The 19,704-nt window shown below is 62.8% G+C and carries 16 protein-coding genes and 1 other RNA gene; 7 read left to right on the top strand and 10 right to left on the bottom strand.

The features are described from left to right. Positions 1–41: 41 nt before the first annotated feature. From recR to dnaX, 3 genes are all read right to left on the bottom strand, one after another. Entirely contained in the window at positions 42–644 is a 603-nt protein-coding gene (recR, locus tag ACIP02_RS05545) for a recombination mediator RecR (protein WP_400614015.1), read from the bottom strand. A gap of 301 nt (positions 645–945) precedes the next feature. Next, positions 946–1,281: a YbaB/EbfC family nucleoid-associated protein gene (locus ACIP02_RS05540; protein WP_012315418.1), complete on the bottom strand. Its 336-nt coding sequence runs from the start codon at positions 1,279–1,281 to the stop codon at positions 946–948. 63 nt (positions 1,282–1,344) lie between these two features. Then, positions 1,345–3,420: a DNA polymerase III subunit gamma/tau gene (dnaX, locus tag ACIP02_RS05535; RefSeq protein WP_400614013.1), complete on the bottom strand. Its 2,076-nt coding sequence runs from the start codon at positions 3,418–3,420 to the stop codon at positions 1,345–1,347. 123 nt (positions 3,421–3,543) lie between these two features. Here dnaX and ACIP02_RS05530 point away from each other — a divergent pair, with 123 nt between their 5' ends. Beyond that, on the top strand, positions 3,544–4,299 hold the full coding sequence (locus ACIP02_RS05530) for a substrate-binding periplasmic protein (RefSeq protein ID WP_400614010.1): 756 nt from the start codon (positions 3,544–3,546) through the stop codon (positions 4,297–4,299). A gap of 157 nt (positions 4,300–4,456) precedes the next feature. Here ACIP02_RS05530 and ACIP02_RS05525 read toward each other — a convergent pair whose 3' ends face one another. Beyond that, positions 4,457–4,726 (bottom strand): hypothetical protein, encoded by a 270-nt coding sequence (locus ACIP02_RS05525; protein ID WP_400614008.1) that lies wholly within the window; start codon positions 4,724–4,726, stop codon positions 4,457–4,459. Positions 4,727–5,180: 454 nt separating this feature from the next. Here ACIP02_RS05525 and ACIP02_RS05520 point away from each other — a divergent pair, with 454 nt between their 5' ends. Continuing rightward, positions 5,181–5,375 carry a hypothetical protein gene (locus ACIP02_RS05520; protein ID WP_400614006.1) on the top strand — a complete coding sequence of 65 codons (195 nt, stop codon included), beginning with the start codon at positions 5,181–5,183 and terminating at the stop codon, positions 5,373–5,375. Between the two features lie 228 nt (positions 5,376–5,603). Here ACIP02_RS05520 and ACIP02_RS05515 read toward each other — a convergent pair whose 3' ends face one another. Further along, complete coding sequence (locus ACIP02_RS05515) at positions 5,604–6,092, bottom strand: DUF2938 domain-containing protein (protein WP_400614003.1); 489 nt, start codon at positions 6,090–6,092, stop codon at positions 5,604–5,606. Between the two features lie 82 nt (positions 6,093–6,174). Here ACIP02_RS05515 and ACIP02_RS05510 point away from each other — a divergent pair, with 82 nt between their 5' ends. From ACIP02_RS05510 to ACIP02_RS05500, 3 genes are all read left to right on the top strand, one after another. Beyond that, complete coding sequence (locus tag ACIP02_RS05510) at positions 6,175–6,621, top strand: helix-turn-helix domain-containing protein (RefSeq protein WP_400614000.1); 447 nt, start codon at positions 6,175–6,177, stop codon at positions 6,619–6,621. A gap of 195 nt (positions 6,622–6,816) precedes the next feature. Next, a complete protein-coding gene (locus ACIP02_RS05505) occupies positions 6,817–7,050 on the top strand; it encodes a type II toxin-antitoxin system Phd/YefM family antitoxin (protein ID WP_400614152.1) in 234 nt (77 codons plus the stop codon). 10 nt (positions 7,051–7,060) lie between these two features. After that, a complete protein-coding gene (locus ACIP02_RS05500; protein ID WP_400613998.1) occupies positions 7,061–7,345 on the top strand; it encodes a type II toxin-antitoxin system RelE/ParE family toxin in 285 nt (94 codons plus the stop codon). A 100-nt stretch (positions 7,346–7,445) separates the two neighbouring features. On the opposite strand, the gene ffs is transcribed toward ACIP02_RS05500, so the two are convergent. The 5 genes from ffs to ACIP02_RS05475 all read right to left on the bottom strand — a co-directional run bounded on the left by ffs (position 7,446) and on the right by ACIP02_RS05475 (position 15,519). Next, an RNA gene (gene ffs, locus ACIP02_RS05495) (signal recognition particle sRNA small type) lies at positions 7,446–7,542 on the bottom strand. 176 nt (positions 7,543–7,718) lie between these two features. After that, on the bottom strand, positions 7,719–10,049 hold the full coding sequence (gene ligA, locus ACIP02_RS05490; RefSeq protein WP_400613996.1) for an NAD-dependent DNA ligase LigA: 2,331 nt from the start codon (positions 10,047–10,049) through the stop codon (positions 7,719–7,721). A 223-nt stretch (positions 10,050–10,272) separates the two neighbouring features. Then, positions 10,273–11,166: a cell division protein ZipA gene (zipA, locus tag ACIP02_RS05485; protein ID WP_400613993.1), complete on the bottom strand. Its 894-nt coding sequence runs from the start codon at positions 11,164–11,166 to the stop codon at positions 10,273–10,275. A gap of 204 nt (positions 11,167–11,370) precedes the next feature. Beyond that, positions 11,371–14,856, bottom strand: coding sequence for a chromosome segregation protein SMC (gene smc, locus ACIP02_RS05480; protein WP_400613990.1), 3,486 nt, complete (start codon positions 14,854–14,856; stop codon positions 11,371–11,373). A gap of 3 nt (positions 14,857–14,859) precedes the next feature. Next, a complete protein-coding gene (locus ACIP02_RS05475; protein ID WP_400613988.1) occupies positions 14,860–15,519 on the bottom strand; it encodes a GntR family transcriptional regulator in 660 nt (219 codons plus the stop codon). A 268-nt stretch (positions 15,520–15,787) separates the two neighbouring features. Here ACIP02_RS05475 and xdhA point away from each other — a divergent pair, with 268 nt between their 5' ends. Together xdhA and xdhB are read left to right on the top strand one after the other, a co-directional pair. Continuing rightward, on the top strand, positions 15,788–17,242 hold the full coding sequence (xdhA, locus tag ACIP02_RS05470; protein ID WP_400613986.1) for a xanthine dehydrogenase small subunit: 1,455 nt from the start codon (positions 15,788–15,790) through the stop codon (positions 17,240–17,242). Beyond that, a complete protein-coding gene (gene xdhB, locus ACIP02_RS05465; protein ID WP_400613984.1) occupies positions 17,235–19,634 on the top strand; it encodes a xanthine dehydrogenase molybdopterin binding subunit in 2,400 nt (799 codons plus the stop codon). Before xdhA ends, xdhB begins: the two co-directional genes overlap by 8 nt. The last annotated feature ends 70 nt before the right edge of the window (positions 19,635–19,704 follow it).

Below are 19,704 nucleotides of genomic sequence, written 5' to 3'. Positions count from 1 at the left end.
TACCCGCGAATGGGCCGCAAAGCGGCCCCAACAACTCTGGTTCAGAGCGAAATCGGCCGACGCCCGGCAAAAGCATGGGCCAAAGTCCCACCATCGACCATCTCCAGCTCGCCTCCCAGCGGTACGCCATGGGCAATCCGCGAAGCCACCAGCCCCTTCTCGTTCAGCAACTGCGCAATGTAATGCGCCGTCGCCTCGCCTTCCACCGTCGGGTTGGTCGCCAGGATCACTTCGGTAAAGGTGCCCTGCTCCTCGATCCGCGCCATCAGCTGCGGAATACCGATTGCCTCCGGCCCCAGGCCGTCCAGCGGCGACAGGTGACCCTTGAGCACGAAGTAACGGCCACGGTAGCCGGTCTGCTCCACGGCATACACATCGGTCGGCCCCTCTACCACACACAGCTGAGCGTCGTCACGGCGCGGGTCGGCGCACTGCGGGCACAGCTCCTGCTCGGTAAGGGTGCGGCACTGGCGGCAATGCCCTACCCCTTCCATGGCCTGGGTCAAGGCCTGAGCCAGGCGCAGGCCGCCGCTGCGGTCACGCTCGAGCAACTGCAAGGCCATGCGCTGGGCGGTTTTCTGGCCGACACCCGGCAGGATGCGCAGGCCGTCGATCAGTTGGCGGATGAGGGGGCTGAAGCTCATGGGGAAGGCCTGACAATTCAATAAGAGGCGGTTTATACCCAGCGGGGGCGGTGGCGTCAAATCAGACTCCAGCCCTATGCCGTCCCTGTAGGAGCGGCCTTGTGTCGCGATGGGGCGCGCAGCGGCCCCAGGATCTGAGCTTCGCAGCATGAATTGCCGGGGCTGCTGCGCAGCCCTTTCGCGACACAAGGCCGCTCCTACACGGTCCGCGCCGGGTTCTAGAATAATGACCACGCCAACTGCGAGAGCGCACAAAAAAACCGCCGCTGTTGTCAGCGGCGGTTTCGGTATCGCAATGCCCTTAGAACGGCATCTTGAAGCCCGGCGGCAGTTGCATGCCAGCGGTCATGCCGCCCATTTTTTCCTGGCTGCTCTGCTCGACCTTGCGCACAGCGTCGTTCAACGCAGCGGCGATCAGGTCTTCCAGCACTTCCTTGTCGTCTTCTTCAGTCGACATCAGGCTCTGGTCGATGCTGACGCGCTTGACGTCGTGACGACCGGTCATCACCACACTCACCAGGCCGCCACCGGACTGGCCGGTGACTTCGGCGTTGGCCAGCTCTTCCTGCATCTTGGCCATCTTTTCCTGCATCTGCTGGGCCTGCTTCATCAGGCCGGCCATGCCACCTTTCATCATGGGGTATACCTCGATTGGGTCATGTGATGCGGCCCGGCACCGGGCCGGCCGCATGGTTATCCGTTACTGGCCCTGATGGGTCAGGGCTTCTACAGGCTCAATAGTATCCTGCCGCACCTTGGCACCGAACAACTTGATCATCTGCTGGATCAACGGATCCTGCTCGATCGAGGTGACGGCGTCCTGCTGGCGCTCGGCACGCTTGCGCGACGCTGCCTGGGCCGGGGTTTCCTGCTCGGGCAAAATCAGCTCGATACGCAGGTTCAGCGTGCGCCCCAGGTGCTGATTGAGTGCATCGTTCAGGCGCCGTTGCTGGGTGGCGTTGAACAGCGCGCCCTGGCCCGGGTCCAGGTGCAGCAGCCAGTCGTCGCCATCGGCGGCAATCAGCGTACAGTTTGCCGCGATGTTGCCTGTCATCCCGGACACAGGCAACTGCGGGAATAATTCCAGCCATTGCAGGGCCAGGCCAGTGGCCGGCTTCGCTGCCGGCAGCGGTTCGGCTGCAGGCTTGGGCGCCTCTTCCTGAACGTGCTCGGCCAGCTCGTCCAGGTAGCTGAAACCGACCGGGGCGCTTTCAACGTCGTAATAGTCGTCATCCAGCGGCGGCTCGTCGTCGCGGTCCATGCCTACGGCAACGTAGGCGGACGGGTCGAACGGTGGCGCATCATGCATCACAGGCGCAGCTGGAGACGCTGGCTGCGGGGCGGGCTGAGGGGCTGCCGCCGGCTCTGCTACAGGCTCGATGGGCGCAGGTTGGACTGCCGGCACCGGGTCTTCCCATGGCAGGTCGACGACCTCGGCAACTGGCTCGGGTACCGAGATGGCCTCTATTTCGGCCTTCAGCTCAGCGTCGGGCTCCAGCTCAGGCTCATGGTCGACCGTCGCAGGCGGGGGCACCACCAGTTGCGGGGCAGCCACCGCAGGTTCCGGCGCCACAGCCTCGACAGGCGACGGTGCCACGGCAACCGCTGGCGCTGCCACCGGCGTTGCAGGATCAGCTGTGGCCTGGCTGATCCCCACTGGCTTTAGCACCGGTTTCGGCGCGTCATCAGTGTCGGCCGGGCGGAACGCCAGCATGCGCAGCAGGACCATTTCAAAGCCGCCACGCGGGTCCGGCGCCAGGGGCAAATCGCGACGGCCGATCAGGCCCATCTGGTAATAGAACTGCACGTCCTCGGCCGGCAGCGCCTGGGCCAGCGCCAGCACCCGGTCACGATCGCCCTGGCCATTGTCCACGGCCTCCGGCAGCGCCTGGGCAATGGCCACGCGGTGCAACACGTTGAGCATCTCGGCCAGCACGCCAGCCCAGTCCGGCCCCTGCTCGGCCAGGTTGCGCACGGCCTCCAGCAAGGCCCGGGCGTCACCTTCAAGCAGGGCCTGCAGCACACCATAGACCTGGCCGTGATCAAGGCTGCCAAGCATGGCCCGCACATCGGCGGCCATTACCTTGCCTTCACCAAAGGCGATGGCCTGGTCGGTCAGGCTCATGGCATCACGCATCGAGCCGTCAGCGGCGCGGCCCAGCAACCACAGGGCATCCGCCTCGAACGGCACGTTTTCAGCGGCCAACACGTGGCTGAGGTGCTCGACGACCCGCTCCGGGCTCATGTTCTTCAGCGAGAACTGCAAGCAACGCGACAGGATGGTGGCCGGCAGCTTCTGCGGGTCGGTGGTGGCGAGGATGAACTTGACGTAGGGCGGCGGCTCTTCCAGCGTCTTGAGCAAGGCGTTGAACGAGTGGGTCGAGAGCATGTGCACTTCGTCGATCAGGTAGACCTTGAAGCGCCCACGGCTGGGGGCGTACTGCACGTTGTCGAGCAGTTCACGGGTGTCTTCGACCTTGGTGCGGCTGGCGGCGTCGATCTCGATCAGGTCGACAAAGCGGCCCTCGTCAATCTCCCGGCATACCGAACAGGTGCCGCACGGCGTGGAGGTAATGCCGGTTTCGCAGTTCAGGCACTTGGCAATGATACGGGCGATAGTCGTCTTGCCCACGCCACGGGTACCGGTGAACAGGTAGGCGTGGTGCAGGCGCTGGTTGTCCAAGGCATTGATCAAGGCCTTGAGCACATGGGTCTGGCCGACCATTTCGCGGAACGAGCGCGGACGCCATTTACGTGCAAGAACCTGATAACTCATCGAAAAACCATCGTAGCCTGATCGAGCGGAAGATCGCTAATGCTAGCGGAGCGGGGGCAAAATTGCACCCTGCGCGAGTCGTCTAAGCTTTGATACTGGCGCGCTATCCAGGGAGGACTGCCTTTGCGAACACTGCTGGCCCTGTTGCTGCTCTGGACCACCTCCAGCCTGGCTGAGCAGCCCGTACTGCGTTTTTCTGTCGCCGAAAGTTGGGGCATGCCACTGGCGCGCATCGAAGGCGACCAGCCGGTGGAAGGCCTGGTGTACGACCTGATGCAAGCCATGGCCAGGGAAGTCGGCGTACGCCCGGAGTTTCACGTAATGGCCCGCCTGCGCTTGCAGGAGGCCATGGACAGCGGCGATATCGATGTGCGCTGCTATGTGAGCACCCAGTGGTTCAACGACCGCCCGGGCGATTTTGTCTGGAGCATCCCGCTGATTCACCAACGTGACCTTCTGGTGGGGCGCGTCGGCGACAGCACGCCGATGCCACCGGAGCAACTGCCGCCCCAGGCTATCGGCACGGTGCTGGGCTACACCTACTCGACCCTGCAACCGCTGCTGGTACAGGGTCGGCTGCACCGTGAGGACAGCCGCAGCCAGTTGTTGGTGCTGCAAAAGCTGCAGGCCGGGCGCTATCGGCATGCGGTGAGCAACCAGCTGTCGTTGCAGTGGTTCAACCAGGCTCAGCCGGCAGATCGGCAATTGCAGACGCTGGCCGTGCTGGAGGAACAGGACCTCGGGTGCATGGTGCGCAATGACCCGGCGATACCGACCCAAGCGCTGCTGCGGGCGCTGGTGCGGATGAAGCAGTCGGGGGAGATCGAGCGGATTGTGCAGCGGTATGGGGGGATGGGGGTTTTGGCGACTCGGCCTTGATTTGGGTGGGGCTGACAGGTGTACGACGACAGTTTTTTATTGCCAGTTAGATCGAGCGCCGCGCGGGCGGCGCTCGATCTCGCTGGCACCAAACAACCCAAGCCAAACACCTGGCAGTCAGCACGCGATCACCTATAAGTCACCAGCGCCTATGATTTCAACGCCGCTCAACCGCCAGAGCTACAGCATCCGCCTGCCCCCAGGCAATCTGCATGGCCCGCAACCCATGCTCCAGCAACTGCCGCGTCTCTTCGTCCTCGATGCGCTCCAGCGCCCGCCGGCTGTCGCTATAGGCAAACATCAGGTAGTGGGTGACATTCATCAGCGCGAACTCAATCGGCACGATGCCTTCGTGGATGGCACGGGAAAGGGATTTACCTTGGGGAAGGTCGAAGACGTGGGGTGGATCGGGGACCAGTTTTTTCATGAATTTACCATACCGGGCTGAGGACACCCTTTCGCTTCCACACGTAGGGTGACAGTTGTACGCGGGGTGGAAGACCAGGGGTACGGTGAACCCGGCAGGCGCAATGGCCTCCCACGTACAACTGTCATGACGACAGCTACCACACCCCAGGCTTCCACACCCGATCGCTGAACCGACAGCGACCGCAAAAGCCTAGTGGGCGGGGTTTCCCGGGACAATCAGACGGGAGTCGACGCAGATCGTAGGATAATTCGCCGCACCTAACTGACACGTAGGAGGTTTCTTGGATTCATGTCAGATCCGTCTAGTACTCACTCCGTCGTGACCGCCGCGACGATGTTGAGGGCAATTGGACTACAACACTCATTGGAAGACGGCGGTTTCGCTCCCGACCCAAACCGCACAGAATCATCCACACCCATGGCACGTTTGCCGCAATTGAAAAGACAGGCCGATGCTTCAGGATGATCGTGAACACCTCGAACTCGAAAAGTTACAAAATGAAGGTCGGAAGCTAGGCGCCGAGACGCAGAAATTCGTGGCAGAAGCGCGTAAGCTCAGACAAGAAGCATTCTGGTACCCCATCGCAACAGGTTCAGCGGTTGTCACGACCATCGTTGGCATCATGGCCTTGGCCAGCAAGCTCTGAGCTTTACATCGACCCAATCACAAGGAGTCGCAAATGCGCTTTACTACCCCGAGTCACGCTGAGAACGCACGAAGTGAAGCTGAGGCGTTCGCCGAGGAAATGCGCAAGCTCAGAACATCTTCCCCTTGGACAGGCGTGCTCCTGTTTTACCTGGGCGCAGCTTCTACAGCGATAATGCTGCTAGCAGCCATGTTTATCCTACGCTCGCTTTGACTGAAGGCCCTGCTCTCATATCAAGGCCAGAAAACCCGCGCTCAAGAACAGCCCCACGCCAAACACGCAATGCGTCGCCAGGCTCTTCAGGCAGTTGCGCGCAGGCGTAGGCGTCTTCGACGCAAAGAACCCCGCCCCCATCACCGGCTGCATGAAGCACAGCGGCGCCACGACCGTAGCCACACCCACCACCACCGCAGGCAACAAGGTAGGCGCCATCAACCACCCCTCCCCCACAAACCCAACCAGCAACATCGCGAACAGCACGCCGATGGCGTAATGAATTGCCCACCCTAACGCCAGTTCATGCCTCATAGGCTCCGCCCTGGCAATAGCCTGATGCCGCACACGCCCCTTCAGCAAATGCCCCGCCCAACGCCCGACCATGGCAAAGTTCAACGTGGCAACACCCAAACGCCTCAGCAGCAATCCCCACAAGTCCATCACCACTGTGGCACCGATGCCAATTGGCAAGGCCGCTGAAAACATCGCAGTAAACGTCATTGAAAAATCCCTCGCAGATTGACGGCCATCACCATGCCGCGCAGCATAGAAGTTGAAGTCAACTTCAAGTCAAGGGCCCGAAATGGACATTGCCGACGTCGCCAAACGCACAGGCGTACCCGCCTCGACACTTCGTTACTACGAGAAGAAAGGGTTGCTCAAATCACTCGCCGGGCACGGCCAACGGCGGCAGTTTGCAGCGGATGTGGCAGACAGGCTGGCGTTGATTGCCCTGGGCCAGGCTGCGGGGTTCTCGCTGGATGAGGTGGGGGCGATGCTGGTGGACTTGCAGGTCGACCGGCAGATGCTGATTGCCAAGGCAGATGAGCTGGATGCACGGATCAGGCGCTTGCAGGCGATGAGCAAAGGCTTGCGACATGCGGCGCAGTGCCCTGAGGAAGATCACCTGGCATGCCCGAAATTTCAGCGACTGATGAAGCTGTCGGCGGCAGGGGCATTGAGCAACAAAAATAGCAGGGGCAAAGCAATCATTGAGAAGCACCAAGGCACCGCAAGCGAACGCCCATAGCTGCAAGCCGCTAATCCAGCGCCATAGAGCCTGCATTGTTTTACGCATTATTTTGCGTATACTCAGCAATGCAATGCGACGTGAGCGATTCCGATACCGATACCGGTTGCTCACACCAACCTTACCGACAAGTCGAGGCAAAAGCGCATGAGTGCACTCCTAGACCGAGCTGAACAGGCAGTGTCCGCCACAGCAATGGTCCGAGGCTTCAGTGCGAAACTGAAGGAGGTTACCAGCGGCGACGTAAGCCATCTGGTGATTTTCAAGGACAACGAACCAGCAGCTGTACTGGTGGGAGTCGAAGCCTACCAAGCCCTGCAGGATGAACTTGAGGACCTTCGCGCTGAACTCTTGGCCATTGAACGCCTGGCCACATTAGACAATACGACCACCGTGAGCCTTGAGGACATGGAGGCTCGCTTCAAGTAGGCAAGTACCCATGATTTGGAGCGTCCGGTTTCACCCAGATGTCGAGCAAGATCTTGTTCTGTTAGGCAAGGCCGAGGCAAAACGGGTCCTGAAAGTTATACGCGAGCGGATCGTAGAAGGAGAGCCGGACAAGATCGGCAAACCGCTTCGGGGAGCACTCGCAGGGCATCGTCGCATTCGGACCGGCGATATCCGCATCGTTTACCGAATCGAAGGCAACGAGATAGTGCTAGCCCTATGCCTGGGAGCTCGACGAAATGATGAAGTCTATGAGGCTGCAAACAGGCGAGTTTGAGCACTGGCCATGCTTGGGCAGGATTGCGACGTCAAAGATGAGCAAGGAACATTGCTACAACGCTAGGCCTTGAAAATTCAAGGACCTGAAATGGAGGCAGCCCCACCAGCCACACCCCGGCACTCGATGTTCCCGCTATGGCTGCTCCCTTCCGGGCCTGACCAGGTTAACGGGTAATCAATGCGGGGGGACCGATGGGGCCACCACTACATGCCTCGCTGAGCAGCGAGTGGCGCCATTGTACCGGTCTTGGGGGCAGATACAACCTCTAGGAGGAGAAAAAGTCATCATTTCTCAATGACTTGTCCGGGTTGGGGTGGCAGGACCGGCCTATTCGCGGGTGAACCCGCTCCTACACAGGTCACGCAAGCTTTTAGACGGCGATGCCCTGCCCGGCCAGGAAGGTGACGAAGGCATCTTCATCGAGCACCTTCACCCCCAGTTCGCTGGCTTTGGCCAGCTTCGAACCCGCCCCCGGCCCGGCCACTACGCAGTGGGTCTTGCCAGAAACAGAACCGGCCACTTTGGCCCCCAGGCTTTCCAGCTTGTCCTTGGCAATGTCGCGGCTCATGCGCTCCAGGGTACCGGTCAGCACCCAGGTCTGGCCGGCCAGCGGCAAGCCTTCGGCGACTTTCTTCTCGCTGCTCCAGTGCATGCCGAACGCCAGCAACTGCGCTTCGATGTCCCGCGCCAGTTTCTGGTTGGCTTCATCCTTGAAGAACTCGCGCACCGCATCGGCCTGCTTGGCCGCCAAGGCCTGGCGCAGGTCGATGCCGTCGGCGGCGATGATCTTGTCCAGGCTGTCGAGCTTGGCCACCAGCTTCTCGGCGCCGGTCGGCCCGACCGAGGCGATGTCGAGCTTGGCGATCATGCCGGCCAGGGTGGTGCTGGCGGCGAATTCGGCAGCCAGCTCGCCTTCGTCCTGCAACTGCATGCCGCTGTCGAGCAGTTGTTGAATCACCTTCTGGTTGTGCTCGTCTTCGAAGAAGTTGTGGATCTCGTAGGCGACTTCCAGGCCGATGTCGGGCAGGTAAGTCAGCACCTGCGGCAATGCCTGCTGCACGCGCGCCAAGCTGCCCAGCGAGCGGGCCAGTACCTTAGCGGTTTCTTCGCCTACGTCGGGGATGCCCAAGGCGTAGATGAAGCGCGCCAGGCTCGGGCGCTTGCTGGCTTCGATAGCATCCAGCAACTTCTGGGTAGACACCTCGGCGAAGCCTTCCAGGCCAACGACCTGCTCGAACTCAAGCTTGTACAGGTCAGCCGGCGAGCCTATAAGGCCTTCGTCCACCAGTTGCTCGACGCTTTTTTCACCCAGGCCATCGATATCCATGGCACGACGCGACACGTAGTGAATGATCGCCTGTTTGAGCTGGGCGCCACAGGCCAGGCGACCCACGCAGCGGTATACCGCACCTTCGCTGGTGGTTTCCTTGCCTTTGCTGCGTTTGACCAGCTGGGTGCGCTCGACCTGCGAGCCGCACACCGGGCACTCGCTGGGCACTTGTACCGGGCGGGCATCTTCCGGGCGACGCTCAAGCACCACCTGCATCACCTGCGGGATCACGTCACCGGCGCGACGAATGATCACCGTGTCGCCAATGCGCAAGCCCAGACGGGCGATTTCGTCCATGTTGTGCAGGGTGGCGTTGGACACGGTCACACCGGCCACCTTGACCGGCTTCAGGCGCGCCACGGGGGTTACCGCGCCGGTGCGGCCGACCTGAAACTCGACGTCCAGCACCTCGGTCAACTCTTCCATTGCCGGGAACTTGTGGGCAATCGCCCAGCGCGGTTCACGGGCGCGGAAGCCCAGCTCACGCTGGGCGGCCAGGCTGTTGACCTTGAACACTACGCCATCGATTTCATACGGCAGGCTGTTACGCCGCTCGCCAATGTCGCGGTAGTAGTCCAGGCATTCTTCGATCCCCGCCGCATGCTTGAGCTCACGGCTGATCGGCATGCCCCAGGCCTTGAGCTGCTCAAGGATGCCGATGTGGCTGTCGCCGATGCTCTCGGACAGCTTGCCGACGCCATAGCAGCAGAACTCCAGCGGGCGGCTGGCAGTGATCTTCGAGTCCAGCTGGCGCAGGCTGCCGGCGGCAGCATTGCGCGGGTTGGCGAAGGTCTTGCCGCCAGCTTCGGCCTGGGCAGCATTGAGCCGGTCGAAACCGGCCTTGCTCATGTAGACCTCGCCGCGCACTTCCAGCACCGCCGGCCAGCCCTCGCCCTGCAGCTTGAGCGGGATGTTGCGCACGGTGCGCACGTTGGCGCTGATGTCTTCGCCGGTAGTGCCGTCGCCACGGGTGGCGCCCTGCACCAGCTGGCCGTCGCGGTACAGCAAGCTCACGGCCAAGCCGTCGAGCTTGGGTTCGCAGCTATAGTCGACCGCACCCGGCTGGTCGAGGCCTTCCACAACGCGGCGACCGAATTCGCGCAGGTCCGCTTCTTCGAAGGCGTTGCCCAGGCTGAGCATGGGCACTTCGTGGCGCACTTGACTGAATGCGGCCAGCGCCGTACCGCCAACGCGCTGGGTGGGCGAGTCGGGGGTTACCAGGTGCGGGTGTTCGGTTTCAAGCGCCTTGAGCTCGTTGAACAGGCGGTCGTATTCGGCATCGGGCACGCTGGGCTCGTCGAGCACGTAGTAGCGGTAGTTGTGCTGATCGAGCTCGTGGCGCAGTTCGTGGATACGGGTTTCGGCGGTCATGGGATTTGTCTTCTCTTGCAAAGCAAAAGAGCAGCGTGGGGGTGGTGCATGGGGTTCAAGGTAATCGTTGCCTGTGCCGGCCTCTTCGCGGGTGAACCCGCTCCTACATCGAGGCGTGTGATGCCCTTGTAGGAGCGGGTTTACCCGCGAAGAGGCCGGAACAGGCTACAACCATACCCGAACCGACCAGCACGCCCTCAGGCTGCTCTTTCGTCTGGATCTGTCAGCGCTTCTGGGTCAGCGCACGGCGCTCGAACTCGACGATGCGCTGGCGGTAGTGCTCGATGGTCTGGGCGGTCAAAACGCTGCGCTGGTCGTCCTTGAGTTCACCGTTCAGTTCATGCGCCAGCTTGCGCGCCGCTGCCACCATCACGTCAAAGGCCTGTTTCGGATGACGCGGGCCCGGCAGGCCCAGGAAGAAGCTCACCGCACGGGTGCTGAAGTGGTCGATGTCGTCCAGGTCGAACACGCCAGGCTTGACCGCGTTGGCCATGGAGAACAGCACTTCGCCGTGGCCGGCCATGCTCTCGTGGCGATGGAAGATGTCCATTTCGCCGAAACGCAGGCCGCTTTCAAGGATGTTCTGCAGCAACGCCGGGCCCTTGAAGCCGCCTTCGTCGCGGGAGATCACGCTGATCACCAGCACTTCCTCGGCCGGCGGCAGGTCCTTGACGCTGCTGCTGGCAGACGGCGCAGCATTGCCACGGGTGTTGTCGGCGGCAAAATCGTCGTCGCTGTCGGCAAACAGGTCAGGCTCACGCGCCTCGGCGCTCAGGCTCAGGTCGCCCTGCTGCACATCGGCAGCCGCGGTGGCACGCTTGGCACGTTTGCTGGCCTTGGCCGGCTTCGGCTCGCGCTCGCGATCACGCGCAGAAGCGCTGAGCGACGGCAGGTCGCTTTCGTCCAGCTCGGGCTCCTTGTGGTTATCCAGCACCCGCGACGGGCCGAGTACTTCGGCACTGCCGCCCTCTTCGTCCGGCAGATTGGAATAACTGCGGTCCAGACGGAATTTCAACTTGCCTTTGCCGCCGCGCATGCGGCGCCAGCCGTCGAAAAGAATACCGGCAATGACAATGATGCCGATGACGATCAGCCACTCGCGCAGACCGATTTCCATGTAATCCCGTGCCTCTATAAAAATATGCTTGAAAACAAAGGGTTCAAAGCCCTTTAACACGTGGCGCCAACTCTATGTTCTGACAGGCGTTTTACCCACGCAAAAAACGAGTGACATTAAGCTAGCACGACCAAAGACAACTTTACACCGTCTGTCGCACATGACGGGGGCATTTCGCTACAGAATGTGCCCCATCGTCGCGTATCAGGCGTCGACCATGGCCATGGCGGCCTCCACATCAACTGCAACAAGACGTGAACAACCGGGTTCATGCATGGTGACCCCCATCAATTGGTCCGCCATTTCCATGGCAATCTTGTTATGGGTGATGTAGATGAACTGCACGCTTTCACTCATTTCCTTGACCAGGCGCGCGTAGCGCCCGACGTTGGCATCGTCCAGCGGTGCATCGACCTCGTCGAGCATGCAGAACGGTGCGGGGTTCAACTTGAAGATGGTAAACACCAGCGCCAACGCGGTCAGTGCCTTCTCGCCGCCGGACAGCAGATGGATGGTGCTGTTCTTCTTGCCCGGTGGTCGCGCCATGATCGTCACCCCTGTATCGAGTAGATCTTCGCCCGTCAGTTCCAGATAAGCGCTGCCACCACCGAAAACTTTTGGGAAAAGTGCCTGTAATCCGGCATTTATCTGATCAAAGGTATCCTTGAAGCGATTGCGGGTTTCCTTGTCGATCTTGCGAATGACGTTTTCCAGGGTCTCCAGCGCCTCGACCAGGTCGGCGTTCTGGGCATCCAGGTAGCGTTTGCGCTCGGACTGCTGCTCGTACTCTTCGATGGCGGCGAGGTTGATCGCCCCCAGGCGCTGGATGCGCGCTTCAAGTTGTTCCAGCGCTTGTTCGGTGCCCTGTTCGCTGGCGTCGGCCTCCAGTGTGGCGAGAACCCCTTGCAGGTCGTAGCCATCGGCCAGCAACTGCTCCTGCAGGGTCTTGCGCCGCACATCCAGGCCCTGGCACTCCAGCCGTAGCTGCTCCAGTTGCCCGCGCAGCAACTGCGCCTGCTGCTCGGCCTGGGTGCGGCGCTTTTCGGCGTCGCGCAATTCGCGGTCGGCTTCGTCCATGTGCAGACGGGCCAGGCGCATTTCCTCGTCGACGCTCATGCGCAGCTCCAGCAGCCCTTCCAGCTTCAGTCGCAGCTCTTCCTGGGGGGCCTCGCCCTCCTCCAGGTTCAGGCTCAGTTGCTCCTGACGCTCGCTTAGCCGTGCCGCCTGCTGCTCCAGGCGCTCCAGTGCCTGGCGGGTGGAGTCGTGCTGGGCACGCAGCGAGCCCAGGCGCACGGCCAGCTGATGGGCGTGGTCCTTGTGCTGGCGGGCTTCCTGGCGCACCCGGTCGAGGCTTTCGCGCAGGGTGTCGCGGCGGGCCATCAACTGCTCGCGCTGCTCGGTGTCCTGGGCCATCAGCTCCAGGGCTTCTTGCAGCAACAAGCGGGCTTCACCCAGTTGTTCATGTTCAAGGGCGCGCTGTTCTTCCAGTTCGGTCAGTTCTTCCTGCAAACGCCGGCGGCGCAGCTCGACCTGCTCGGCGCGCGCGCGGCTGGCCGACAGGTTGGCTTTCAGCTCGCCGTGCAGGCGGTTTTCTTCCTGGCTGCGGCGGCGCAACTGCTCGCGCTGCTCTTCCAGGTCCAGCTGCTGCTCGCGCAGGGCTTGCAGTTGCTGCTCCAGTTGCTCCAGCGCCGCTTCCTGTTCCAGTTGCTCCTGGCCCAGGCGTTCGATTTCCTGGCCACGCGCCAGCACACCACCCTCGGCCTCACTGCCCCGGCGCACCCGCAGGAAGTGCCGGCCAACCCAGTAGCCATCGCGGCTGACCAGGCTCTGGCCTTCGCCAAGCGACGCACGTTGCGCCAGCGCCTGGGCCAGGTCTTCCACCGGCTTGACCTGGCCCAGCCAGGGCGCCAGATCAACGCGGCCTTCAACCTTTTCCAGCAGGCTGCCGGGTAACGACTCGCCGGCATCACTGGCCAGCAGCAAGCGCAACTCGCCCTGCTCCAGGCCAGCAAAATCGAGGCCGTTGAAATCGTCCACCAGCACAGCCTGCAGATCAGCGCCGAGCACGGTTTCTGCTGCAAGCTCCCAGCCCGGTTCTACCCGCAAGCCTTCGGCCAGGCGTGGCTGTTGCGCCAGGCCCTGGCCATGCAGCCAGTCTGCAGCGCCCGCCCCCGGCTCCAGGGCCTGCTGCAAGGCTTCCAGCGAGGCCAGACGGCCACCCAGACGCTGCAGGTCGCCCTGTGCCTGCTGTTGGGCCTGGGTAGCCTGCTGCAGCTGCCCGCGCGCGCCTTCCAGGCGCTCGACCACCTGCTCTTCGGACAGCTGCAGTTCTTCCAGCAACATTTCGCTGCCGGCCAACTGCTCGGCCAGTTCCAGCAGGGAGGCGTCCTGCGGATCGCTACCCAGCTGCTCGCGCTCTTCGCCCAGCTTGCGCTGGCGCTCGGCCTGGCGCTCCAGGCTGGTTTCCAGCTGTTGCAAACGCGCTTGCTGCACTTCGGCCTGGCGGCGCGGCTCGGCGGAACGGCTGTTGAAGCTGTCCCATTGCTCCTGCCAGCCGTGCATGCCCAGCTCGGCCTCTTCAAGCGCGGCGGCAGCCTCTTCGGCGGCAGCAAGGGTCATTTCCTGCTCGGGCTCGAGCATCGCCAGTTCTTCGCCCAAGGTGGCCAGCAAGGTGCGGTCGTGGCCCAGGTGCGATTCGGTTTCCAGGCGTGTGCGCTCGGCTTCCTTGAAGTCGTCCTGCAACTGGCGCAGGCGCTGCTGGCCGTGCTGGATGCTCTGCTCGACCCGGGCGATGTCGCCGGCTACCGAGTAGAAGCGCCCCTGCACCTGGTTGAAGCGTTCGGACAATTCGTGATGGCCGTCGCGCAGGCGCTCGATGCTGGCATCGGCATTGCGCTGCTCGGCCACCAGCGCCTCGTGGGACACGTCCTGGTCGCCGATCACCGACTCGCGCTGGCGCACGCGTTCGTCCAGGTCGCGCCAGCGCAGGGCCGACAGGCGCGCTTTCATCTGCCGTTCCTGGGCCTTGTACTCACGGTACTTCTCGGCCGCCTGGGCTTGCCGGTGCAAGCGCTCCAGCTGGCGTTCCAGCTCTTCGCGCAGGTCGGTCAGGCGCGCCAGGTTTTCCTGGGTGCGGCGGATGCGGTTCTCGGTTTCGCGGCGGCGTTCCTTGTATTTGGAGATGCCGGCGGCTTCTTCGATAAAGTTGCGCAGCTCTTCGGGCTTGGCCTCGATCAGCTTGGAGATCATGCCCTGCTCGATGATCGAATAGCTGCGCGGCCCCAGGCCGGTACCCAGGAAAATGTCGGTAATGTCGCGTCGGCGGCACTTGGTGCCGTTGAGGTAATAGCTGTTCTGCCCGTCGCGGGTGACCTTGCGGCGGATGGATATTTCGGCGTAGGCGGCGTATTCGCCGACCAGGGTGGTTTCGCTGTTGTCAAACACCAGTTCGATGCTGGCCTGGCTGACCGGCTTACGGCCACTGGAGCCGTTGAAAATGACGTCGGTCATCGACTCGCCGCGCAGGTTCTTTGCCGAACTTTCGCCCATCACCCAGCGCACCGCGTCGATGATGTTGGACTTGCCGCAACCGTTGGGGCCAACCACCGCCGCCATATTGCTGGGGAAATTGACCGTGGTCGGGTCGACGAACGACTTGAAGCCGGCCAGGCGAATGCACTTCAGGCGCATCGGTCAGCCCCGGGCCAGCGCCGCCAGCACCAGTTCGCAGCTGCGCTGGCCATAGGCGGTAAGCACCTCGCGAATACGCGGCAGGTCACGGGCGACCACGGCTTCGAGCAGGCGGGCGAACAGGTCGAGGTAGTCGATCATGTTGGCCTGGCGCTGGTCCAGCGACAGGTAGTAGGCACGGCTCATGGCGGGCTGCAGGTTCTCTACGGTTTCCTGCAGGTACGGGTTGTCGGCGAACGGGAAGGCCGCGCGCATGACCGCGAAACTTTCGGCGACAAAGGTCTTGATGTCCAACTGGTCATGAGCGCGCTGCAGACGCTGCTGGATCTCCAGGAACGGGCGCAGGTCGGCTTCGGTGCGCCATTTTTGCGCAACCGCGTTACCCAGCAGGATATAGAACTCACCCATCAATGAGCACAGGCTGCGCACGCTGCGCTCGTCCAGTTCGGTTACGTGGGCCCCGCGACGCGGCAGGATCGCCACCAAATGCCGGCGTTCGAGGATCAGCAGCGCTTCGCGCACCGAGCCGCGGCTGACGTTGAGCGCCTGGGTAACCTTCTGCTCCTGGATGCGCTCGCCTGGCGCCAGTTCGCCGCGGATGATGCGTTCGGCCAGGTAATCGGCAATCTGCTCGGAGAGGCTGTCCGGGGCCTTGAACGTCATGGTTTTCCTTCAAAATCATTGAACTGGGCACAAGTGGCGGATTGTAGCGTACTTGGGCGGTAATCGCGCAGAGGGGCCAGGCGGTTTATTTGACCCTGCAGACAGCCACGCGCCCGGCGCGATCTATGCTTGGTAGATGGGCAATGCGTTCGTCCGGGCGTGGACATGCGTATTTTCTTGACCTTTGAGTCAGAAAAATATTGACCTGCTAGACAGGTGTTGCTTAGAGTCCGCCCAACAACAATAAAACCATTGCGAGGCCATCCCCGTGATCCAGTTTCTCGTCAACCAGGAGCTGCGTAGTGAGCACGCCCTGGACCCGAACATGACGGTGCTGCAGTACCTGCGCGAGCACCTGGGCAAACCCGGTACCAAGGAGGGCTGCGCCAGTGGTGACTGCGGCGCCTGCACCGTGGTGGTCGGTGAACTGACCCTGGACGACCAGGGCCACGACAGCCTGCGCTACCGCAGCCTGAACGCGTGCCTGACCTTTGTTTCGTCGCTGCATGGCAAGCAACTGATCAGCGTCGAAGGCCTCAAGCACCAGGGCCAGTTGCACAGCGTGCAGCAGGCGATGGCCGATTGCCATGGTTCGCAATGCGGCTTCTGCACCCCCGGCTTTGTCATGTCGCTGTTCGCCCTGCAGAAGAACAGCAGCGGCCCCGACCTGCACCAGGCCCAGGAAGCCCTGGCCGGCAACCTGTGCCGCTGCACCGGCTACCGGCCGATCCTCGACGCTGCCGAGCAGAGCTGCCGCCAGCCCTGCCGCGACCAGTACGATGCCCAGCAGGCGCAGACTATCAGCCGCCTCAAGGCCATCACCCCGACCCAGACCGGCGAGCTGAACAGCGGCGACAAGCGCTGCCTGGTGCCGCTGACCGTTTCCGACCTGGCCGACCTGTACAGCTCACACCCCGAAGCGCGCCTGCTGGCCGGCGGTACTGACCTGGCGCTGGAAGTGACCCAGTTCCACAAGACCCTGCCCGTGATGATCTACGTCGGCCATGTGGCCGAGCTCAAGCGCATCGAGAAAACCGCCAGCCACCTGGAAATCGGCGCCGCCACCCCGCTCACCGACTGCTATGGCGCGCTGAACGAAGAATACCCCGACTTCGGCGCCCTGCTGCACCGCTTTGCCTCGCTGCAGATCCGCAACCAGGGCACCCTTGGCGGCAATATCGGCAACGCTTCGCCGATTGGCGACTCGCCGCCCCTGCTGATCGCGCTGGATGCCCAGGTGGTGCTGCGCCAGGGCGAGCGCCAGCGAGTGATGCCGCTGGAAGACTATTTCATCGACTACCGCATCACCGCCCGCCAGGACAGCGAGTTCATCGAGAAGATCATCGTGCCGCGCGCCAGCAATGACTGGTCGTTCCGTGCGTATAAAGTGTCCAAGCGCCTGGACGATGACATCTCCGCCGTGTGCGCAGCGTTCAACCTCAGCATCGAAGACGGCGTGGTCAGCGGTGTGCGCATCGCCTTCGGCGGTATGGCGGCGATCCCCAAGCGCGCCCGTGCCTGCGAGGCAGCGTTGCGCGGCAAGCCGTGGGACCAGGCCGCCATCGAGCGCGCCTGCCAGGCGCTGGCCGAAGACTTCACCCCGCTCAGCGACTTCCGCGCCAGCAAGGAATACCGCCTGCTGACCGCGCAGAACCTGCTGCGCAAGTACTTCATCGAACAGCAAACACCGCACATCGAAACCCGGGTGACCGCTTATGTCTAACCATCACGTAGCCAAGAGCCAGGCCGAGATGGCCGAGCTGTTCAGCCAGGACCTGACCACCGGGGTCGGCCGCAGCGTCAAGCACGACAGCGCCGACAAGCATGTGTCCGGCGAGGCGCTGTACATCGACGACCGCCTGGAATTCCCCAACCAGCTGCACGTCTATGCACGCACTGCCGACCGCGCCCACGCTCGCATCCTGCGCATCGATACCACGCCATGCTACGCCTTCGAGGGCGTGCGCATCGCCATCACCCACGAGGACATCCCCGGCCTGAAGGACATCGGCCCGGTGGTAGCCGGCGACCCGCTGCTGGCCATCGACAAGGTCGAGTTCTTCGGCCAGCCGGTACTCGCCGTTGCCGCCCGTGACCTGGAAACCGCGCGCCGCGCCGCCATGGCCGCGATCGTCGAGTACGAAGACCTGGAACCGGTACTGGACGTGGTCAAGGCACTGCGCAAAAAGCACTTCGTGCTCGACAGCCACACCCACCAGCGCGGCGATTCCGCTGCCGCCTTGGCCACGGCCCCGCACCGCATTCAAGGCACCCTGCACATCGGCGGCCAGGAGCATTTCTACCTGGAAACGCAGATTTCTTCGGTGATGCCCACCGAAGACGGCGGCATGATCGTCTACTGCTCCACGCAGAACCCCACCGAAGTGCAGAAGCTGGTCGCCGAAGTGCTCGACGTGCCGATGAACAAGGTGGTGCTGGACATGCGCCGTATGGGTGGCGGTTTTGGCGGCAAGGAAACCCAGGCTGCCAGCCCGGCGTGCCTGTGCGCCGTGGTGGCACGCCTGACCGGCCAGCCGACCAAGATGCGCCTGCCTCGGGTCGAGGACATGACCATGACCGGCAAGCGCCACCCGTTCTACGTCGAGTACGACGTGGGCTTCGACGACACCGGCCGCCTGCACGGTGTCAACTTCGACCTGGCGGGCAACTGCGGCTATTCGCCCGACCTGTCCGGCTCCATCGTCGACCGCGCCATGTTCCACTCCGACAACGCCTATTACCTGGGCGATGCCACCGTGCATGGCCACCGCTGCAAGACCAACACCGCCTCCAATACCGCCTACCGCGGCTTTGGCGGCCCACAGGGCATGGTCGCCATCGAGCAGGTGATGGACCACATTGCCCGCCACCTGGGCCGCGACCCGCTGGCAGTGCGCAAGGCCAACTACTACGGCAAGACCGAACGCAACGTCACCCATTACTACCAGACCGTCGAGCACAACATGCTCGAAGAGATGACCGCCGAGCTGGAAGCCAGCAGTGACTACGCCGAACGCCGCGAGTCGATCCGCCGCTTCAACGCCAACAGCCCGGTACTGAAGAAAGGCCTGGCGCTGACCCCGGTCAAGTTCGGCATCTCGTTCACTGCCACCTTCCTCAACCAGGCCGGTGCGCTGATCCACATCTACACCGACGGCAGCATCCACCTGAACCACGGCGGCACCGAGATGGGTCAGGGCCTGAACACCAAGGTGGCGCAAGTGGTGGCGCAGATCTTCCAGGTGGATTTCAGCCGCATTCAGATCACCGCCACCAACACCGACAAGGTGCCCAACACATCGCCGACTGCAGCGTCCAGCGGTGCAGACCTGAATGGCAAGGCAGCGCAGAACGCCGCCGAGATCCTCAAGCGGCGCCTGGTCGAGTTTGCCGCGCGGCACTACCAGGTGACCGAGGAAGACGTCGAGTTTCGCAACGGCCATGTGCGCATGCGCGACCAGATCGTCAGCTTCGAGCAGTTGGTGCAGCAGGCCTACTTTGCCCAGGTGTCACTGTCCAGTACCGGTTTCTACCGCACACCGAAGATCTTCTACGACCGCAGCCAGGCGCGCGGCCGGCCGTTCTACTACTACGCCTTTGGCGCCGCGTGCGTGGAAGTGATCATCGACACCCTGACCGGCGAGTACAAGATGTTGCGCGCCGACATCCTGCACGACGTTGGCGACTCGCTGAACCCGGCGATCGACATCGGCCAGGTGGAAGGTGGCTTCATCCAGGGCATGGGCTGGCTGACCACTGAAGAACTGGTGTGGAACGCCAAGGGCAAGCTGATGACCAACGGCCCGGCCAGCTACAAGATCCCGGCGGTGGCTGACATGCCGCTGGACCTGCGGGTAAAGCTGGTGGAGAACCGCAAGAACCCGGAAGACACCGTGTTCCATTCCAAGGCCGTGGGCGAGCCGCCGTTCATGCTTGGCATTGCCGCCTGGTGCGCGATCAAGGACGCCGTAGCCAGCCTCGCCGACTACCGCGTGCAGCCGCAGGTGGATGCGCCGGCAACGCCGGAGCGGGTGTTGTGGGGCTGTGAGCAGATGCGCAAGGCGGTGGCCGCCGCGCAACCTGCCGAGCCTGAACTGGAAACCGTTACCCACTGACAATGCAAGACCCCTGTAGGAGCGGCCTTGTGTCGCGATCGGGTCGCGAAGCGGCCCCAGGATTTGTGCC

Source organism: Pseudomonas sp. NPDC089408 (assembly GCF_044749445.1).
Taxonomy (GTDB): Bacteria; Pseudomonadota; Gammaproteobacteria; order Pseudomonadales; family Pseudomonadaceae; genus Aquipseudomonas.
Note: the sequence above shows the minus strand (reverse complement) of the source record. Positions and strands in the feature narration are given on the sequence as shown.